This window comes from Nocardiopsis exhalans (assembly GCF_024134545.1).
GTDB classification, from domain to species: domain Bacteria; phylum Actinomycetota; class Actinomycetes; order Streptosporangiales; family Streptosporangiaceae; genus Nocardiopsis; species Nocardiopsis exhalans.
Map to the genome: position 1 here is coordinate 6,250,556 of NZ_CP099837.1, position 17,828 is coordinate 6,268,383.

The following is a 17,828-nucleotide window of genomic DNA, read 5'->3' on the forward strand; positions in this document are numbered from 1 at the left end:
CATGACCGGTGGTGTTCGCCGGAAGGGACGGTCTTCGCTGGACTCTTATCCGAGTACTGCGCGTCCGCATCTCACGGGGATGACCCGTTACGCAATCCTCTCACAACGGTGACCAGAGGAAAATCGCGGGTGGACACGATGGGATGTTACCGACGTATCGCCAGATCAAGCATAATGTCCTGCATCCCGACATCGGCAGTCCGCGTTCACCGTCGCACCCGGTTCTGACCAGGCACTCCGTGCTCCCAGAAGGAGACCCCACATGGCACTGCGCAAGCCCCACTCCGGGCCGTTCGCCCTCGGCGCCCTGGCCGCCGCCGGCATCCTGGCCCTGACAGCGTGCGGCAACGGTGGGGAGGGCGCCGACGACTCGGCCGCCCCCGAGGTCTCCGCCGACGAGGAGCTCGCCGCCCTGGTCCCCGACGAGATCCGCGAGGCCGGTTCCGTCTCCATCGGCGTCGAGGCCGAGTACCCGCCCGGAGAGTACCTGGACGAGGACGGCGAGACCGTCCTGGGCTTCAACGTCGACCTGGTCACCGCCGCCCTGAGCAAGCTCGACCTCGAGGCCGAGTGGGTTCCGGCCAACTTCGACGCGATCATCATCGGCGTCGACAGCGGCCAGTACACCCTCGGCGCCTCCTCCTTCACCATCAACGAGGAGCGCATGGAGACCGTGAACATGGTCAGCTACTTCTCCTCCGGGACGCAGTGGTTCTCCCTGGCCGGCAACCCCGAGGACATCGACCCCGACAACGCCTGCGGTCAGCGCATCGCCGTACAGACCGGCACCACGCACGACGCCGACGCCGAGGCCCGCAGCGAGGCCTGCGTCGAGGCGGGCGAGGACGCCATCACGATCGAGAAGTTCCCGAACCAGCAGTTGGCCACCACCAGTGTGATTTCCGGGGTGAACGACGCCTCCCTGGCCGACCTGCCCACTTCGCTGTTCGCCCTGCAGGAGACCGGCGACCAGCTCGAGTTCATCGGTGAGCAGTACGACGCCGCGCCGTACGGCGTCGTCGTCGGCCAGGACGACAACGAGCTGGCTGACGCCCTGGCCGCCGCGTTCAACGCCATCATGGAGGACGGCACTTACGACGCCGTCCTCGAGGAGTGGGGTATCGAGACCGGCGCCATCGACACCTCCGAGGTCAACCCCTCCGTCGAGGAGTAGGCCTCGAACCGCCCCGCCGCACGCCGAGCTCGCACAGGGCCGGCGTGCGGCCGTTTCACCCGGATCCGTCCGGGCACCCGCCACTAGCGAAAGTCTGATCCGTGACGTCACCGAGTGCATCGGCGGACGATCCGGGGTCGAAGGAACCGACCCGGAGCCGTTCGGCCGACCCGATCACCGCCGTCCCCGTCCGCTACCCGGAACGCTGGGTCGCCGCCGGAATCGTGCTGGTCCTCGCCGCGATGTTCGTGAACATGCTGATCACGAACCCGGCGTTCAACTGGCCCTTCATGTTCGACAACATGTTCTCGGACCCGGTCCTGCGTGGTGTCTGGGTGACCCTCAGCGCCACCATCCTGGCCATGATCATCGGAATCCTGCTGGGCGTCATCCTCGCGATCATGCGCCTGTCCGGGAACCCGGTCCTGGTCTCGGTCTCCTGGATGTACACCTGGTTCTTCCGCGGCGTGCCCCGCCTGGTGCTGGCGGTGCTCTTCGGCAACATCGCCATCCTGTACTCGACCATCCACATCGGGCTCCCGTTCGACAACTACTGGATGCCGTGGCTGGGTCTGGAGGGCGACGCCCGCTTCTTCGAGATCGACGTCCGCACGCTGCTGAGCGGCTACATGGCCGGTCTGCTCGCCCTGGCCCTGTCCGAGGGCGCCTACATGGCCGAGATCATCCGTGCGGGCCTGCAGTCGGTGAACAAGGGCCAGACCGAGGCCGCCCAGGCGCTCGGGATGAGCCGGAGCAAGATCATGCGGCGCATCACCCTGCCGCAGGCGATGCGCGTGGTCATCCCGCCCACCGGCAACGAGACCATCGCGATGCTCAAGGACACCGCCCTGTTGGCGTACGTGCCGGTGACCATCGAACTCTTCTACCAGCTCCAGGCGGTCGGCACCCGCACCTACCAGATCTTCCCGATGCTGGTGGCGGCGTGCCTGTGGTACCTGGCGATCACCAGTGTCCTGATGGTCGGCCAGTACTTCATCGAACGCAGGTTCAGCCGGAGTGAGCGCGGGGTCCGGGACCGCATCGTGGGAGGGGCGCACTGATGACCGAGGAGAACGGCGTGACCGCGCACGACGGGGTCGTGGAGACCGCTGAGGGCGCGGAGCTGCCCGCGGACGCCCTCGTGGTGGCCGAGGACGTGCACAAGAGCTTCGGGCGCCTGGAGGTGCTCAAGGGCATCGACCTGGAGGTCAAGCGCGGCGAGGTCATGTGCATCGTCGGCCCCTCGGGGTCGGGCAAGTCCACGTTCCTGCGCTGCATCAACCACCTGGAGAAGCTCACCGCGGGCCGCCTGTGGGTCAACGGCGAGCTGATGGGCTACCGGCAAAAGCGCGGCCGCCTGTACGAACTGCGCGACGGTGAGATCGCCGCGCAGCGCAGCGACATCGGGATGGTCTTCCAGCGGTTCAACCTGTTCCCGCACCTGACTGTGCTCGGCAACGTCACCGAGGCGCCGGTCCAGGTCAAGCGGGTTCCTCGGGCGAAGGCCACCGCGCACGCCATGGAGCTGCTGGAACGAGTCGGGCTGCCGGACAAGGCGCACGCCTACCCCGAGCAGCTCTCCGGCGGCCAGCAGCAGCGCGTGGCGATCGCCCGCGCGCTGGCGATGGAGCCGTCGCTGATGCTGTTCGACGAACCCACCAGCGCCCTGGACCCGGAGCTGGTCGGTGAGGTCCTGGACGTCATGCGCGACCTCGCCAAGGGCGGTATGACCATGGTCGTGGTCACCCACGAGATGGGCTTCGCCCGCGAGGTCGGCGACTCGCTGGTCTTCATGGACGACGGCGTCGTGGTGGAGGCGGGGACCCCGGACGAGGTGCTCTCCAACCCCCAGCACGAGCGCACCCAGGCCTTCCTGTCCAAGGTCCTCTAGGAGCGACCGGTCCCACGGCCCACCGCACGAATCACCGCGCGGAGCCCCGCGTCCCCCGCTGGGAGCGCGGGGCTCCGTCGTGTTCACCCCGTGTGCAGCGCTGTGTGCCCGCGTCGCCCTTGACCGGAGGGGCTCGCGGCCCCAGAGTCATCAGGGGGATCCCACCCGCCCCAGGGGAGAGGCATGGACGCGCGTACGGAGAAGGCCCGTGAGCTCTGGGAGGGCCGGGCGAAGAGATACGACACCGGGGCCCGGATCGAGCCCGCGGGTATCCGCAACACCCGCAGGCTCCTGTGTGGCGGCGCCAGGGGGCGCACCCTGGAGGTGGCCGTGGGCACCGGGATGAACCTGGAGCACTACCCGCCGCAGGTGAAGCTGACCGGGGTGGACCTGAGCCCCGCCATGCTGGAGCGGGCCCGGGAGAGAGCCGAGGAGCAGGGCCGCCCGGTGACCCTGGTGGAGGGCGACGCCCAGGAGCTGGGCTTCGCCGACCAGTCCTTCGACACCGTGCTGTGCGCTCTGGCGCTGTGCACGATCCCCGACCAGGGGCGCGCGCTGGCGGAGATGCACCGGGTCCTGGTGCCGGGGGGCCGGCTGCTGCTGGTCGACCACATCGAGTACACCCGGTTCCCGTTCCGGCTCCGTGAGCGCCTGCGCAAGCACCCGCGCAGGCTGCCCCGGACCGTCGCGGAGGAGGCCGGGTTCGAGGTGGGCCACCACGACCGGCTGCTCTTCGGCATGGTGGAGCGGCTGGTCGCGCACCGACCGCACTAGGAGAGGCGGGACAGCGGCCGCGCCAGGCGAGACGGGACAGCCGCGCCCGGACGGCGGGCCGGACCTCCGCTGACGGGCGGATCGCCCCCTGCGCCCCGGCTGTCCCGCGAACCCCCTCCGTCCAGCGCATACTCTGGGGAGCGACCGTAGCCGCAGCTCCGCTCCCGAGGTGGTCCGATGATCCGTCCTGCCCGACCCGACGACGTTCCCGTCATCCACGGGATGATCCGGGAGCTCGCGGAGTACGAGAAGGAACCCGACGCGGTCGTCGCCACCGAGCAGGACCTGCACACCGCCCTGTTCGGACCGGACGCCGCGGTGTACGCGCACCTCGCCGAACACACGGGTTCCGACGGCACCCCGGTCGCGGCCGGGTTCGCCCTGTGGTTCCGCAACTACTCCACCTGGACCGGCAGGCACGGCGTCTACCTGGAGGACCTGTACGTCCGGCCCGAGCTGCGCGGCCACGGATACGGGCAGGCCCTGCTGAGAAACCTCGCCCGGATCTGTGTGGAGCGCGGCTACACCCGTCTCGAATGGTCGGTTCTGGACTGGAACCTTCCGGCGATCGGGTTCTACGAGACCCTGGGTTCAACGCCCATGGACGAATGGACGGTCCGCCGTCTGGACGGCGACGCGCTGGCCGCACTGGGCTCTGAGAAGGGCTGAGCCAGGCCATTCGTCTCGTGTTCGGGCCTCTGAGGCCGGACACGATCTGTTCTCCCTGCGTCAGTGGCAGGGTGAAACGAGATACATTGCTCTCAAGCGGCAACCTCGCCCCCCGAAGGAGGGACGTGACCGAAGAAACCGCTGTGCCCACGGCCGATGCCACCGGTGTACGCGACGCTGTCACCGTCAACATGCCTGCCGACAGCGCTTACCTGTCTGTCCTGCGCACAGCGACGGCAGGGCTGGCCGCCCGACTCGACTTCACCCTCGACGAGATCGAGGACCTGAGGATCGGGGTCGACGAGGCCTGCGCGATGCTCCTCTCACAGGCGCTGCCCGGCACAGAACTGACCACGGAATTCGAACTCACCCCCGAGGGGATGCGCATATCCGTCTCGGTGCTGACCGCGGACGGCCGCCTTCCCGCCCGTGACACCTTCGCCTGGACCGTCCTGTCCGCTCTCGCGGGGGATGTCGACGCGGGGGTCGGTCCGGACGACCGCGTCTACATCGTCCTGTACAAACGCCGAGGCACCCTGGAGCCGGCGTGAGCGAAAGGGGGCCCGCTCTGACAGCGAAGACCGAGCACGCGGTGCCCGACCGGGCGCGCGCGAGAGAGTTGTTCGAGCGCCTTAACGAACTCGACGCGGACGCACCTGAGCGCCGGGCGATCCGTGACGAGCTGGTGGAACTCCACCTGCCGTTGGTGGAGTACCTGGCCCGACGGTTCCGCAACCGCGGTGAGTGGCTGGACGATCTCACCCAGGTGGCCACGATCGGGCTGATCAAGTCCATCGACCGGTTCGACCTGGAGCGCGGGGTGGAGTTCTCCACCTACGCGACCCCGACGATCGTCGGTGAGATCAAGCGTCACTTCCGGGACAAGGGCTGGGCGGTACGGGTTCCCCGTCGCCTCCAGGAGCTGAAGCTCTCGCTGACCAAGGCGGTCAGCGACCTGTCCCAGCGGGAGGGGCGCTCCCCGACCGTCGCGGAACTGGCCGCGCACCTGCAGATGACCGAGGAGGAGGTGCTGGAGGGCCTGGAGTCCGCCAACGCCTACTCGACGGTCTCTTTGGACGCTCCCGACAGCGGTGACGAGGACGCCCCCGCGGTGGCCGACTCACTGGGGATCGTCGACGAGTCTCTGGAGGGCGTGGAGTACCGGGAGTCGTTGAAGCCGCTTCTGGAACAGCTGCCGCCCCGGGAGAAGCGCATCCTGCTGCTGCGCTTCTTCGGGAACATGACGCAGTCACAGATCGCCCAGGAGCTGGGAATCTCCCAGATGCACGTGTCGCGCCTGCTGGCACGCACACTGGCACAGCTGCGACAGGCACTCACCACGGACGACTGAAGTCTCCCGTGGCGGCCCCGGTGTCTTCCGAAAACGAAGCACCGGGGCCTCCTTCGCTCTCTGACGGCTACTCCGCCCGCCCCTGTTCCGCGTCGGCGTGTCGGCGGCGTGCCAGACGCAGCACGGTCGCGCCCGCGACGTAGGAGGCGAACGCGGCGGTCGGCAGCACGCCGACGCCGTGGTCCTCAGGCCCCGCCAACGCCACCCACACCAGTCCGAGGATCACGGCCAGCAACGCGGGCCAGGTCACCGCGTTCCAGAGGGCCTGTCCGGGCGGGAGCTCACGGAGCCCTCCCGCACGCCAACCGGCACTGGACGGGGTGGTGCGCGCCTCGATACGGCCGAACACCGCCAACAGCACGGCCATCACCGCCGAGACCGCGAGCAGCCACGGGATCCGGAACAGCAGCCATTGCGGCGAGCCCACCGCCGGTTCGGGGAAGAGACCGGTGCCGTGGAGCAGCGCCCCGGCGAGCACGGCGGCCAGCATGTGCCACAGGAACAGGGACAGAACCACCGAGTTCACGGCGACGACCACCGTCCAGGGGCCGATTCGGCGCAGCATCCGCCTCGCTGGCCCCGCCAGCACGAGGACGACCGCCGTCTGGACCAGACCAAGCAGTAGCAGCACGAACGTCGGCGGAGAGGCGTTGCCCAGGTCTTCCCCCGGGACGTCCACCATGCTCACCGGGTAGGGCCCGAACACCGTCAGCGTGACCAGCAGGCCGAGACCGGCTACCGCGACGCCCCCGGGTACGAGCGGCCCGGTACCCGTCCAGCGATCGCGCCACAGGAAACCCACCTGGTGCATCGTGAGCCAGACAAGCAGGTAGTTGAGGTCACCCACCAGCGGCACTCCAGCACCCAGCCGAAGCACGTCGAGCAGCAGGACCACGCCGATCAGCAGGACCGGCACGACCGTGCCCGCCCTCCGGTGCAGGGCGTACATGGCGGGGGCGCACAGCACCACGCCGAGGTAGGCGGCGAGGAACCACAGGGGGATCGAGGCGGCCCACACCCCGACCGCGATCAGGTCACGGTCGGCCCCGGCAAGCCCAGCGGCCAGTGCCGAGGCCCACAACAGGGCGAGGAAAGCGCTGGTGGGGCGCAGCAGCCGGTCGGTGCGGCCGAGGAGCCAGCCCGCGCTGTCACCGCCTTTGCGCTGGTGCGACGCCAGGGATGCGGAGTTGGAGTACCCCCCGACCAGGAAGAACACCGGCATGACCTGGAAGAGCCACGTCATCGGGCGGGCCCAGGCCAGCTCGGCCAGGGCGTTCTCGCCGGTCATACCGTTGGAGGAGACGATCACGACGGCGAGCCAGTGCCCGACCACCACGAGGAGGATGGCCAGGGCTCTGAGGAAATCGACGTACCGGTCCCGTCTCGCGGGAGTATTGCGCGCCGCCCGCCGCACACCCCCGCCGAAGGTCTGGCCTCGGCTCGTCATCGCTCACCACTCCGTGGGCGCCCTACGGTTTCCCAGCTAGTATGCCCAGCTCACCGGGGGGGCACGCACGGATTCCGCAAGGGTTCACCGGTACTACCGGCGTTCGTTCCCGACCTCGGTGAACAGCACCGCGGTCGTCGGCGGTGCCAGAACGGCGGCCGCGGCGATGACGGCGGTGCCGATCATCACGGAGCCGATCACGAACTGCCCGCCGGTGAACATGTAGTAGGCGATCACGGCCATGAAGAGCTGGGTCACCACCACCGGGGTCCGGGCCCAGTCCCGCAGCTGCCACAGCCCGTGCGCGACGAAGACCAGCAGCGCGCCGACCCCGACACCGATCACGGCGAGTGGGATGGCCGACGAGACCGGGTCGGTGGCCTGGCCGGTGATCGCGGTGTAGAGGCTGTAGATTCCGGCGATCGCCGCGACCAGCCCGATCAGGGCCTCGAGCGCGGCGGCGATGACGATGGTAATGGGACGCGAAGACACCTGACGAGCCTATACGCGCTCCCGGTGTTCCCCCTCCCGACCCCGGATCGTCCGCCGGCGCTTCATCCCTGCCTTCCGTATTACCAGTTGGTAGGGGAACGCCTACACTGGCGACGTGCGATCCCTCTTCATCATGAATCCCCAGGCGACCACGACCACCTCCCGTACCCGTGAGGTGATCCTCGGCGCCCTGACGGAGGAGTTGGACGTCACGGCCGTGGAGACCGCGTACCGGAACCACGCCCGCGAGCTGGCCCGTGGGGCAGCCGCGGAGGGGTACGAACTCGTGTTGAGCCTGGGCGGTGACGGCACCGTCAACGAGGTCGTCAACGGGCTCCTGTCCACCCCGGAAGGGCTGACCCGCCCCGTGTACGCGGTGATCCCCGGCGGCAGCGCGAACGTGTTCATCCGTTCCCTGGGCGTGCCCGGCGACCCGGTCGACGCGACCGGCGCGGTACTGAAGGCCATCAAGGCCGACCGTTGGCGGGATATCGGGCTGGGCCGGATCACCAGCGACCAGGACGACCGCTATTTCACCTTCTGTGCGGGTTTCGGCTGGGACGCTGACGTGGTGCACCAGGTGGAACTCGAACGCGAGGTCGGCCGGAAGGCGACACCCGCGCTGTACGCGGAAGCCGCGGCGAAACTGTTCTTCCAGGGGGATCTGCGCGATCCGTCACTGAGCGTCGCCACTGACGGAGGGTCCTTGGACGACGCGTATTTCGCCTTGGTCACCAATACGACACCGTGGACCTACGCGGGCGCCTTCCCACTCCAGCCGACCCCGGGCTCCCGTTTCGAGCTGGGACTGGACGCTTTCGCGCTGACGAAGCCTTCGCACGCGCTGGGCGACGTGGCCGTTGTGCAAGACATGCATACTGGCTGGGTTCTTTCCCAAATGTTCTTGCCCAAGGGCCTTCCCGCACGTGGGGACGGGTACGTGACCTGGCACGACCAGCCGTCGCTGCGGATCTCCTCGACCCACCCGAGAGCCTTCCAAATCGACGGTGAATACCTGGGCGAGCGTGAAGAGGTCAACTTCCAATCGGTACCGAAGGCATTACGAATCTTCTGTTAATTGCGCGGAAAGCGGCCATTCCCGATCACTGTGACGCACCCGACACGGGGAACAGGACCTTTGGCCTCGCGAGCTCTTGCATGGCCCCGGTGATCCTGTCACGCTCAAGATATCGCCGCGAGTTACGGGCGAGTTAATTTGGGCGCTTCCCACGTGGCCGTGGGGTGAAACCTCAACTACCTCGGCCTTGACGACCCGCCGGTGGATCCCATCCACCGGGCGCCCTTGCACATTCCGATCGTGAAAAGCTTCACAAATGATCGCCTCACTGTGAGGAGTGGACCGCATGGACTGGCGCCATGACGCAGCCTGCCGTGACGAAGACCCCGAACTCTTCTTCCCCATCGGCAACTTCGGCCCCGCACTGATCCAGATCGAGGAGGCCAAGGCAGTCTGCCAGCGCTGCCCGGTCAGCTCGGCCTGCCTGAAGTGGGCGCTGGAGAGCGGCCAGGACGGCGGAGTCTGGGGCGGCACCTCGGAAGAGGAACGACGCCGCATCAAGCGCCGTGGTTCCGCGCTACGACCCATGGTCCGTAGCTAGCCGACCCCCAAGCACGTAACAGACGATGACGCCGACCGACCCCCGCTGGCGCGGCGGGGGACGGCGCACGGCCGCACGGCCCCCACCGGGCCCATCACCTCAGGGAACCTCGCGTTCCTCGTGTTCCAGTGGCAGGCTGATCGCCACCTCGGTCCCTCCGGTCTCCTTCGGCTTGATCGCCAGGGTCCCTCCGAGCTCTCCCACGATCAGGGTCCGCACGATCTGCAGGCCCAGACTCGTGGTCCCCTCCAGGTCGAAGTCCTCCGGCAGTCCGCCGCCGTCATCGGAGACGGCCAGCTCCAGACTGCTCGGCCCCGGGAACCCGGGCCCGGCGTCGAACCTGCGTACCTTCACCTCGATCAGGCCCGGCCCCTGATCCAGCCCGTGCTCCACCGCGTTCTGCACCAATTCGGCCAGGACCATCGAGAGCGGCGTGGCCACCAGCGCGTTCAGCAGCCCGAAGTGCCCGTCCCGGCGCGGCACCACCGCGCTGCCGGTCGAGGACACCTCCGCCGCCATCTGCATGACCCGATCGGCGATGTCGTCGAAGTCCACGACCTCGTCCGGGGTGTGCGAGAGCATCTCGTGCACGATCGCGATCGAGCCCACCCGGCCCACCGCCTCGTCCAGGGCCGCCCGCGCCTCGGGGATGTCCAGGCGCCGCGACTGCAGCCGTAGCAGCGCCGCCACCGTCTGGAGGTTGTTCTTCACCCGGTGGTGAATCTCCCGGATGGTGGCGTCCTTGGTCATGAGCTCGCGCTCGCGCCGCCGGAGCTCAGTGACGTCGCGGACCATCACCAGCGCGCCGATCCGCACCCCGTCGATGACCAGAGGTATGGACCTCAGCTGGACGGTGACCCCGCGCGCGTCGACCTCGGCCTCCTGCGGGGCGCGGCCGCTCGCCGTGTAGGTGAGGTTCTCGTCGCGGGCCTCGCCCTGTACGGCGAGTTCGAGCGTGGTGCGGTCCAGGCGCGCGCCCACCAGGTCAGCGGTCAGGCCCAGCCGCCGGTAGGCCGAGAGAGCGTTGGGACTGGCGTAGACCACTTCACCGTTCTGGTCCAGTCTGAGTAGACCATCGCCCACCCTCGGCGAGCGGACCATGAGCGGCCCCTGGTCGCTGAACGGGAAGGCTCCCTCGGCGATCATCTGGGCCAGGTCGCCCGCGCTCTGGAGGTAGGTGAGCTCCAGCCGGCTGGGGGTACGCGCCGAGCTCAGGTTGGTGCTGCGCTGGATGACGGCGATGAGGTTGCCCGCGCGGCGGACCGGGATGGTCTCCTCGCGGACCGGCACCCCGCCCGACCAGTCGGGGTCGCCGTCCCGGCAGATCCGCCCCTCGCTCCAGGCGCGGTCTATGAGGGCTCGGCGGCCGACCACTCTGGGGCCGGAGCGGGACGTGACATCGGTCATGTCGTCCCGGAGCACCGTCTCGACCAGGTCGTCCTGGAAGGCGGTCGGTCCGGTGGTGGGACGCATCTGCGCGACGGCGACCCAGCCGTCGTCATCGCGCAGACGCACCCACAGCACGAGGTCCGCGAAGGAAAGGTCGGCCAGGAGCTGCCAGTCCGAGACCAGTGAGTGGATCCACTCCAGGTCCGCCTGCTTGAGTGACGTGTGGCGGCGAATGAGGTCGCTGAGGTGAGGCACTCACAAATCATCCCATGAAGACGTGCATACTCAAGAGGCACGCACTCGACCAGTGGTCCACACCAATCGGCGACCGAACAGCCGCCGGTCCGGCCACTTCCGGGCGCGGGGCGAAAGCGAGCGCGGGACGCGGCGGAGGAGACTGATGACTGGTCAGCGCACACTGGACGGCAACCCCCGGGTGCCGAAGTACTACCAGGTCAAGAAACAGCTGTTGGAGCTGATCGAGGCGATGCCGGCCGGGAACCCGGTCCCGCCCGAGCGCGCCCTGGCGACGCAGTTCGGCACCTCGCGCACCACGGTGCGCCAGGCCCTGACCGAGATGGTCGTCGAGGGGCGTCTGCTGCGCATCCAGGGCAAGGGCACGTTCGTGGCCAAGCCGAAGGTCGCGCAGGTCCTCCAGCTGACCAGCTACACGCAGGAGATGCGGGCGCACGGCCTGCACCCGGCCACCCGCATCCTGGACGTCAGCTACATCAACGCCGACGACCAGCTCGCCGAGCTCCTCGCCATCCGTTCCGGCGGCCGCGTGCTGCGCATCGAGCGGCTCCGCCTGGCCAACGGCGAGCCCATGGCCGTGGAAACGGCCCACCTGGCCGCGCGGCGCTTTCCCGGACTCCGGAGGCAGCTCGACCGCTACGCGTCGCTCTACGAGGCCCTGGCGAGCGCCTACGACGTCTCCCTGGCCGAGGCGGAGGCATCCATCGAAACAGTGCTGGCCACGCCGAACGAGGCCCGCCTGCTCGGCGTGGACGTGGGCCTGCCCCTGGTCCTGCACTGCCAGCACAGCTTCGACGGCGACGGCCACCCCGTGGAGTGGGTGCGCTCGCTCTACCGCGGCGACCGCTACAAGTTCGTCACCCGTCTGCGCCCGCCCCGCGACTGACCCGCGGACCCCGTGCCTGGTCCGACCGCCCCTCCTCAGGCCCGGAGGGGCTGAGCGGCCGAGCTACCGGCGTTCGAGCACGCGGGACAGGGCGTCGACCACGCGGGGGTCGTACTCGCTGTCGGTGTCCATCCGCAGGCGTTCCACGACGGCGGCGCGGCGCTCCGCGTCGCCGTTCTCACCGACCAGGTCGTCGAAGGCATTGGCCACCTTGATGACCCGGCTGCCCAGCGGGGGCACCCCCTCGTCGCCGTCTCCGGCCAGCGGCTCGCACTGGCGGCGGACCATCTCGGCGACGTTGTCCAGCACCCCGGTCTCACGGATGATGGCTGAACCCAGCTCCGCGATCCGGCGTTGCTCCCTCGGCGAGGCCAGGACGGTCGCCCCGCCCGCGATGGGTTCGCGCAGCGACAACTGGCCGATGTCGTGCATGAGCGCCGCGTACTCCAGCTCCAGCAGCTCGGCTTCGGCCAGTCCGAGTTCGCAGGCGATCCCGTGGGAGAGCTGGCTGACCCGGCGTGAGTGCCCGTTCTCCACGTACCCGCCCACCTCGGTGACCCGGGACAGCGCCCGCACGGTCTCCAGGTAGGTGCGGCGCACCTCGGCGTGCCTGCGGAAGGCCACCTGTGACACCAGCAGCGGGGCGAGGAAGACCAGCAGGCCCACCAGGCCGGTCACCGTGCAGGCCAGGGCGATCAGCACGCCGCTGGAGGCGATCGCGCCCCCCGTGGCGACCTGGGCCCGGGCTTCGTCGCGCAGCGCCACCCGCAGCCGGGTGCACAGCCTTTCGGCGCGGAGTACGGCCGAGAGCGCAACGTCCAGAGCCCAGGCCAGGGCGACCGTCCCGGTCATGAGCAGGGCGACCGCGACGGAGGGTCCGGTCAGGGCCAGCGCCTCCACGATCGGGCGGAAGGCCGCGGCGAGCAGGAGCGCGGTGAGCACCCGGCGCGCCACGTCCTCCAGGCGGGGGCTGCGCCCCACCGCCACGTGCGGCAGCTCGCCCAGCGCGACGCCCAGGGCGACCACCGCCACCACCTGCCAGGCGGTGTGGTGGCTCGGTTCACCGCCCAGGCCGATCAGGAACGCGTAGGCGATCGCGCCGGCCAGGGCGATCGGCGCGGACTCGCGGTTGCCGGGCAGCGTGATCCTGGCCAGTTCTCCCCCGGCGATGACCAGGCAGAAGACCAAGGCCACGTAGGGCTGGTCGAACCCGGCCGCGGCCGTCAGCACCAAGGCCGCCAGGGAGGCGGCGCCCACCCCGCCCACCAGCAGGGCCCGGAAGGGGCGCGCGGTGCGCCAGAACGGCCCTCCCGAACGCTGATGGCCCAGTGCCCCGCCCTCCGGTCCACCGGGTTGGGGACCGGAGGGGCCCGCCCCCTCCGACTGCTTCTGCGTCATCACCGGTCCTGACCACCCGTCACCGCTCCGGCCGACGTGGACTCCGCTACCGGTGTCGTCTTCTCCTCCTCGGCCGGGGAGTTCACCTCGGCCGGGAGGTCGGGGACCGGCGCGCCCGGTTCGTCGGGGTCCGGGCGCTCGGTGGCACCGTAACGGCACCCGGGGGGCTCCGCGATGTCCGGGGTCTGCCAACCCTCACGGGAGACGGCCCGGACGAGGGCCTCGACCATGCGCGGATCGAACTGGCTCCCCGCGCAGCGCCGGAGCTCGGCGATGGCGTCCTCGACCGACCACGCCTTGCGGTAGGACCGCGTGGAGGTCAGGCAGTCGAAGACATCGGCCACGCTGATGATGCGAGCGGACTCGGGGATCTCCATCCCGACGAGCCCCATCGGGTAACCGCGGCCGTCCAGTCGCTCGTGGTGGTGCCGGATGCCCGCGAGCGCCTCGTCCAGGAAGCTGATCTCGCGGACGATCTCGTACCCGCGCGTGGGGTGCAGCTTGATCGCGGCGTACTCGTCGTCGGTGAGCTTTCCGGTCTTCTGGATCACCTTGGTGGGCACGCCGAGCTTGCCGATGTCGTGCAGCATGCCCGCGTACCGGATCTTCTGTACGCGCTCGGCGGGCATGCCCAGCTCGGCGGCGATCATCGCCGAGCCCTCGGCCACGCGCATGCAGTGGCCCCGTGTGTAGTAGTCCTTGGTCTCCACCGCCTGGCACAGGGTGGCCAGGGTGGCCTCGTGCGCCCGTGCCTCGGCAGTCTGCTGGCCGAAGACCCACCTGGCGATGAACAGCGGCAGCAGTACGAGGAGCGGGGCGATGATCCCCACCGCGCCCCAGATCGCCGCGATCGCCAGGCCGAGCATCTGGTAGCCGACGGAGGCGATCTCCAGGGCTGCCAGCGGCCGCCAGCGCAGACGTCCCGCGCCGGCGGGCCGAGTGACGCCCAGGCACCACATGAGGATGCCGATGAGCGCCGAGTTGAGCAGTGTGTGTGTCAGGACGGCGGCGACGTACGGCAGGACGATGCCGGGAAAGTCCGACTGTCCCGGAACACCGACGGTGCCGCCGAGTAGTAGGTAAACGTGTCCGGCCGCGTAGGCCGCCAGGGCGAACTGCGCACCGTTGAAGGCCCGTTTCACCAGGCCCTGCCGGCGAATCGCCAGGCAGGAGGCCAGGCCCACCACCGCGGCCCCGGCCGGCCCGACCAGCACGACCGCGGCCAGCGCCACGGCGGAGCTCGGTGAGATACCGGCTTCCTTGACGTCGACGACCACGTGTGTGCTTATCGACTCCGCGACGACGAAGAGAACCGCGATGAGTACCAGGGTCCCCACATCGATACCTGTGTAAGGACCGATGAGCACGATGGCGACAGCACTGACAACGATGCTTCCGACGTAGACACGCGCGCCCCCAGGAAGAGCCCGCAACCCCGTTCACCCCCCGCCGACGACGACCGGACTGTCATGGTTTCACCGGTTCTGTTCTACCACCAAGACCATCCGGTAAAAGTGGAAGCCACCAAAACAGCAGTCATCATGACACCGAACATAGTGACGAACATCGTCGTTCCCCTCTCCCCGGCCGCGACAGCCCGCTCATCCCCCGAGCACGCCGCGCAAATTACCTCATTCGTTGGATAAGGCCTCCAGTTTAACGGGCCACAACACCCACCCGATTACCCCCAACCCGAACCGGCGGCACTACAGGCGCCAACCTGGGCAGTAAGTTCCGAAGAGCGGAATTACTAATTCCATTAGTAATGACAAACAACTACACAGAGTAACAATAGGTCCGAGTGGCCCCTCCGGAAATCACCGACAGCTCGGGCAATCCCGGAAGCCCTCCCATCGGAGACCAACAGGGATGACTACCCATCGTAAGCAAGCGAAACAGCCGCGAGAGAGTTCGAGGAAATTCATTCCGAGTCGGTCACGGTCAAAAACAGATTCCCGGCATCGGGCGTGTCGATCCCCCCGAGAACCACCCAGCCGACACCTCGGTGACCAAAACCCCCAGAGCCCACGGGAGGCTTCTCGCACTTTCTATAAAACCACACAAAAGGGCCATAATCCGACAGATTGCAATATTCATCACCAGACGCACAAAAGCGGCGAAGATTGGGGTTCCAACCTTCGCCGCTTCGTATTGTCGGGCCGCTGCCCGCTACCGTCGGGCCCTCAGCCCGATCCCCGGCCCCGCGGAGCCTGTCCGAAACCACCCCCGACCGGCGGCAGAACCGCTCCAGGCGGGTGACCGAACCGCTCTCAGGCCGGCGCTTGGGGAGACTGGGCCCTGGCCTCACGGGCCAACTGCTCGTTGCGTGCCTCCGCCAGCCGCCCCAGGACCTTGTCCCGCAGATCCAGGGGAACGGGGTCGCAGCCGCAGTGCTTGGCGACGAGCTTCTTCACGGCCTCTTCCAGGCCGTACTCGTCCAGACACGGGCTGCACCCCTCCAGATGCGCCTTGACCTCGGTGTAGTTACCTTCCTCGAGCTCACCGTCGAGGTAGGTGTAGAGCTTGTCGAGCACCTCGCTGCACGGGGTGTCGTCCGTCTCAGGCTTGTCGTGGCCGCCGCTCATCACCGGTCTCCTCGCTCCGAACCACTCACCTGTCCCCGACCACCGGCCGACGATCCCGAAGCGACCGCCGAGGCCTCCGCCGCCCGCGTGGCGGGCAGGAAACCGCGGTCCACCGCGTACTCCTCCAGGTGGGAACGCAGCTGGCGCCGCCCTCTGTGCAATCGGGACATGACCGTTCCGATCGGGGTGCCCATGATCTCGGCGACCTCCTTGTACGCGAACCCCTCGACGTCGGCGAGGTACACCGCGATCCGGAAGTCCTCCGGCAGCTCTTGCAAGGCGCGCTTGACGTCGCTGTCGGGGAGGTGTTCGAGCGCCTCCGCCTCGGCGGACTTCAGGCCCGCCGCGGTGTGCGAGGCGGCCTGTGCCAGCTGCCAGTCCTCGACGTCCTCGGTCCCGGCCTGCTTCGGCTCCCGCTGCTTCTTGCGGTAGGAGTTGATGAAGGTGTTCGTGAGGATGCGGTACAGCCACGCCTTGAGGTTGGTCCCCGCCTTGAACTGGTGGAAGGAACCGAACGCCTTGGCGAAGGTCTCCTGGACCAGGTCCTCGGCGTCAGAGGGGTTGCGGGTCATGCGCAGCGCCGCCGAGTAGAGCTGGTCGAGGAAGGGAAGCACGTCCCTCTCGAACCGCTCGTCCCGTTCCTCGGCTGTCTCCTGGCTCTGGTCCAAGCCCTTCGGCCTCCTCGCGCTGGTCCCTGGTGGGGCGTCCATATCCCAACGATACGGTCCCACACCCCGGACCTGCGCATCGACGCCGCGTGGCGCCGACACCGTTTCCCCGCGCTCAAGGCACGCACCAGCGGTCGGCATGTTCCGAACCCAGCCCCTTCCGTGTTCCCAGCGTCGCGGACACCCTCCGAGCTCCCTACTCCTCGGACGGTGATGGTGACAACAACACCCTCCGCGACCTGATTCCGTGCGCGGCGGGTGGCCGAAGGTCCCGGTCCGGTCGAAGTTTGTCGTTTGCCCCTGTCGTCGGAGGTGAGGCATGGCAGAGTGCGGGTAGAACTCTTTGAAGGATGGGAGAGGAGTGCACGTGCGACCGTCCCCGACTCCGGCCTCCGACCGCCCCCGATCGCCCGCCACGCAGTTCGCCACGACAGACCGGCTCTCGGACTACTGGCGGTTCTACTGGGCGGTCGCCGAGGCGCAGATCAGCCGTTGGCTCCCCAGGAGCCCCTCCCGACTACTCGATCTGTCCAGTCCGGACTTCCAGGGCACCCCGCGCGCCGTGGCCGCCGGGCACGACGTCGTCACCCTGCTGCCGTCGGTGGACATGGCCATGCGGCGCCCGCTCACCCTGGTGAACGGCCGCGCCGTGGTGCCGCCTCCCGCTCCCCGGGGTCGGCTACGGCACGTGGTCGGTGACTCCGCCCTCCTGCGCACTTTCACCTCCGAGTCCTTCGACGGTGTGATCGCCGACAACCGGGTCCTCTCCCGGCATCTGGCCACCGAGTCCTCGATGGCGGAGGTGGCCCGGGTGCTGCGTCCGGGCGGCCGGGCGCTGGTCTGCGTGGACTCGGTGGTACTGGGCATGGCACTGCTGGCCGAACAGGACTACTGGCCCGAGCTGAGCCACGCGCCCAGCGCGGACGTCCTCCTGGTCCCCTGGCCGGACGGCTCCATCACCCGCTGCTTCACCGCTGAACAGCTCACCGAGATGGTCACCGAGGCCGGGCTCGAACTGGAGTGGATCAAACCGCGCACGGTGCTGTCCGCCTCGACCGTGGAGATGATGCTGGCCCGCGACCCCCGTTCGATGGCGCGGCTGGTGGAGATGGAGTTGCACGCCGCCGACTCCGACGACTACGTCGGCGTCCACCTGGTGTCCAGCGTGTACAAGCCGCACTAGCCGTTCGGGCCGCGCCGGCCCCCGCCCGCTCCTCTCCGGAGGGCAGC

General features: G+C 68.8%; 18 protein-coding genes. 11 read left to right on the plus strand and 7 right to left on the minus strand.

Features of this window, described 5'->3' with window-relative positions; all coding sequences use genetic code 11:
- The first annotated feature begins 262 nt into the window (after positions 1-262).
- The 7 genes from NE857_RS27675 (at position 263) to NE857_RS27705 (ending at position 5,859) form a co-directional block, all read left to right on the plus strand.
- Positions 263-1,174: an ABC transporter substrate-binding protein gene (locus NE857_RS27675; protein WP_254418307.1), complete on the plus strand. Its 912-nt coding sequence runs from the start codon at positions 263-265 to the stop codon at positions 1,172-1,174.
- A gap of 101 nt (positions 1,175-1,275) precedes the next feature.
- On the plus strand, positions 1,276-2,235 hold the full coding sequence (locus NE857_RS27680; RefSeq protein ID WP_254418308.1) for an amino acid ABC transporter permease: 960 nt from the start codon (positions 1,276-1,278) through the stop codon (positions 2,233-2,235).
- Positions 2,235-3,065: an amino acid ABC transporter ATP-binding protein gene (locus tag NE857_RS27685; RefSeq protein ID WP_017581902.1), complete on the plus strand. Its 831-nt coding sequence runs from the start codon at positions 2,235-2,237 to the stop codon at positions 3,063-3,065. The genes NE857_RS27680 and NE857_RS27685 overlap by 1 nt, the downstream gene beginning before the upstream one ends.
- A 183-nt stretch (positions 3,066-3,248) precedes the next feature.
- Positions 3,249-3,839, plus strand: coding sequence for a class I SAM-dependent methyltransferase (locus tag NE857_RS27690; protein WP_254418309.1), 591 nt, complete (start codon positions 3,249-3,251; stop codon positions 3,837-3,839).
- Between the two features lie 177 nt (positions 3,840-4,016).
- Positions 4,017-4,508: a GNAT family N-acetyltransferase gene (locus tag NE857_RS27695; protein ID WP_254418310.1), complete on the plus strand. Its 492-nt coding sequence runs from the start codon at positions 4,017-4,019 to the stop codon at positions 4,506-4,508.
- Positions 4,509-4,633: 125 nt separating this feature from the next.
- On the plus strand, positions 4,634-5,059 hold the full coding sequence (locus tag NE857_RS27700) for an ATP-binding protein (RefSeq protein WP_017581905.1): 426 nt from the start codon (positions 4,634-4,636) through the stop codon (positions 5,057-5,059).
- A gap of 41 nt (positions 5,060-5,100) precedes the next feature.
- Positions 5,101-5,859, plus strand: coding sequence for an RNA polymerase sigma factor SigF (locus NE857_RS27705; protein WP_017581906.1), 759 nt, complete (start codon positions 5,101-5,103; stop codon positions 5,857-5,859).
- Between the two features lie 67 nt (positions 5,860-5,926).
- Here NE857_RS27705 and NE857_RS27710 read toward each other — a convergent pair whose 3' ends face one another.
- Positions 5,927-7,306 (minus strand): acyltransferase family protein, encoded by a 1,380-nt coding sequence (locus NE857_RS27710; protein WP_254418311.1) that lies wholly within the window; start codon positions 7,304-7,306, stop codon positions 5,927-5,929.
- A 93-nt stretch (positions 7,307-7,399) separates the two neighbouring features.
- Complete coding sequence (locus NE857_RS27715; protein WP_017581908.1) at positions 7,400-7,798, minus strand: hypothetical protein; 399 nt, start codon at positions 7,796-7,798, stop codon at positions 7,400-7,402.
- Between the two features lie 115 nt (positions 7,799-7,913).
- Between NE857_RS27715 and NE857_RS27720 the strand changes: the two genes are divergently transcribed.
- Entirely contained in the window at positions 7,914-8,876 is a 963-nt protein-coding gene (locus tag NE857_RS27720) for a diacylglycerol/lipid kinase family protein (RefSeq protein ID WP_254418312.1), read from the plus strand.
- Positions 8,877-9,162: 286 nt separating this feature from the next.
- Positions 9,163-9,417: a WhiB family transcriptional regulator gene (locus NE857_RS27725; protein ID WP_017585070.1), complete on the plus strand. Its 255-nt coding sequence runs from the start codon at positions 9,163-9,165 to the stop codon at positions 9,415-9,417.
- A gap of 99 nt (positions 9,418-9,516) precedes the next feature.
- Here NE857_RS27725 and NE857_RS27730 read toward each other — a convergent pair whose 3' ends face one another.
- A complete protein-coding gene (locus tag NE857_RS27730; protein WP_017581911.1) occupies positions 9,517-11,061 on the minus strand; it encodes a sensor histidine kinase in 1,545 nt (514 codons plus the stop codon).
- Between the two features lie 145 nt (positions 11,062-11,206).
- Between NE857_RS27730 and NE857_RS27735 the strand changes: the two genes are divergently transcribed.
- The gene (locus NE857_RS27735) at positions 11,207-11,947 is read left to right on the plus strand and encodes a GntR family transcriptional regulator (RefSeq protein ID WP_013154702.1); all 741 of its coding nucleotides are present in this window, start codon (positions 11,207-11,209) and stop codon (positions 11,945-11,947) included.
- Positions 11,948-12,010: 63 nt separating this feature from the next.
- Here NE857_RS27735 and NE857_RS27740 read toward each other — a convergent pair whose 3' ends face one another.
- The 4 genes from NE857_RS27740 to NE857_RS27755 all read right to left on the minus strand — a co-directional run bounded on the left by NE857_RS27740 (position 12,011) and on the right by NE857_RS27755 (position 16,598).
- The gene (locus NE857_RS27740) at positions 12,011-13,345 is read right to left on the minus strand and encodes an HD-GYP domain-containing protein (protein WP_254418313.1); all 1,335 of its coding nucleotides are present in this window, start codon (positions 13,343-13,345) and stop codon (positions 12,011-12,013) included.
- Complete coding sequence (locus NE857_RS27745; RefSeq protein WP_254418314.1) at positions 13,345-14,712, minus strand: HD-GYP domain-containing protein; 1,368 nt, start codon at positions 14,710-14,712, stop codon at positions 13,345-13,347. The genes NE857_RS27740 and NE857_RS27745 overlap by 1 nt, the downstream gene beginning before the upstream one ends.
- A 903-nt stretch (positions 14,713-15,615) precedes the next feature.
- Positions 15,616-15,930, minus strand: a complete 315-nt coding sequence (gene rsrA, locus NE857_RS27750) for a mycothiol system anti-sigma-R factor (protein WP_254418315.1) — start codon at positions 15,928-15,930, stop codon at positions 15,616-15,618.
- Positions 15,930-16,598 (minus strand): sigma-70 family RNA polymerase sigma factor, encoded by a 669-nt coding sequence (locus tag NE857_RS27755; RefSeq protein WP_017581915.1) that lies wholly within the window; start codon positions 16,596-16,598, stop codon positions 15,930-15,932. The genes rsrA and NE857_RS27755 overlap by 1 nt, the downstream gene beginning before the upstream one ends.
- Before the next feature lie 361 nt (positions 16,599-16,959).
- On the opposite strand from NE857_RS27755, the gene NE857_RS27760 reads away from it, so the two are divergent.
- A complete protein-coding gene (locus tag NE857_RS27760) occupies positions 16,960-17,781 on the plus strand; it encodes a class I SAM-dependent methyltransferase (RefSeq protein ID WP_026116737.1) in 822 nt (273 codons plus the stop codon).
- The last annotated feature ends 47 nt before the right edge of the window (positions 17,782-17,828 follow it).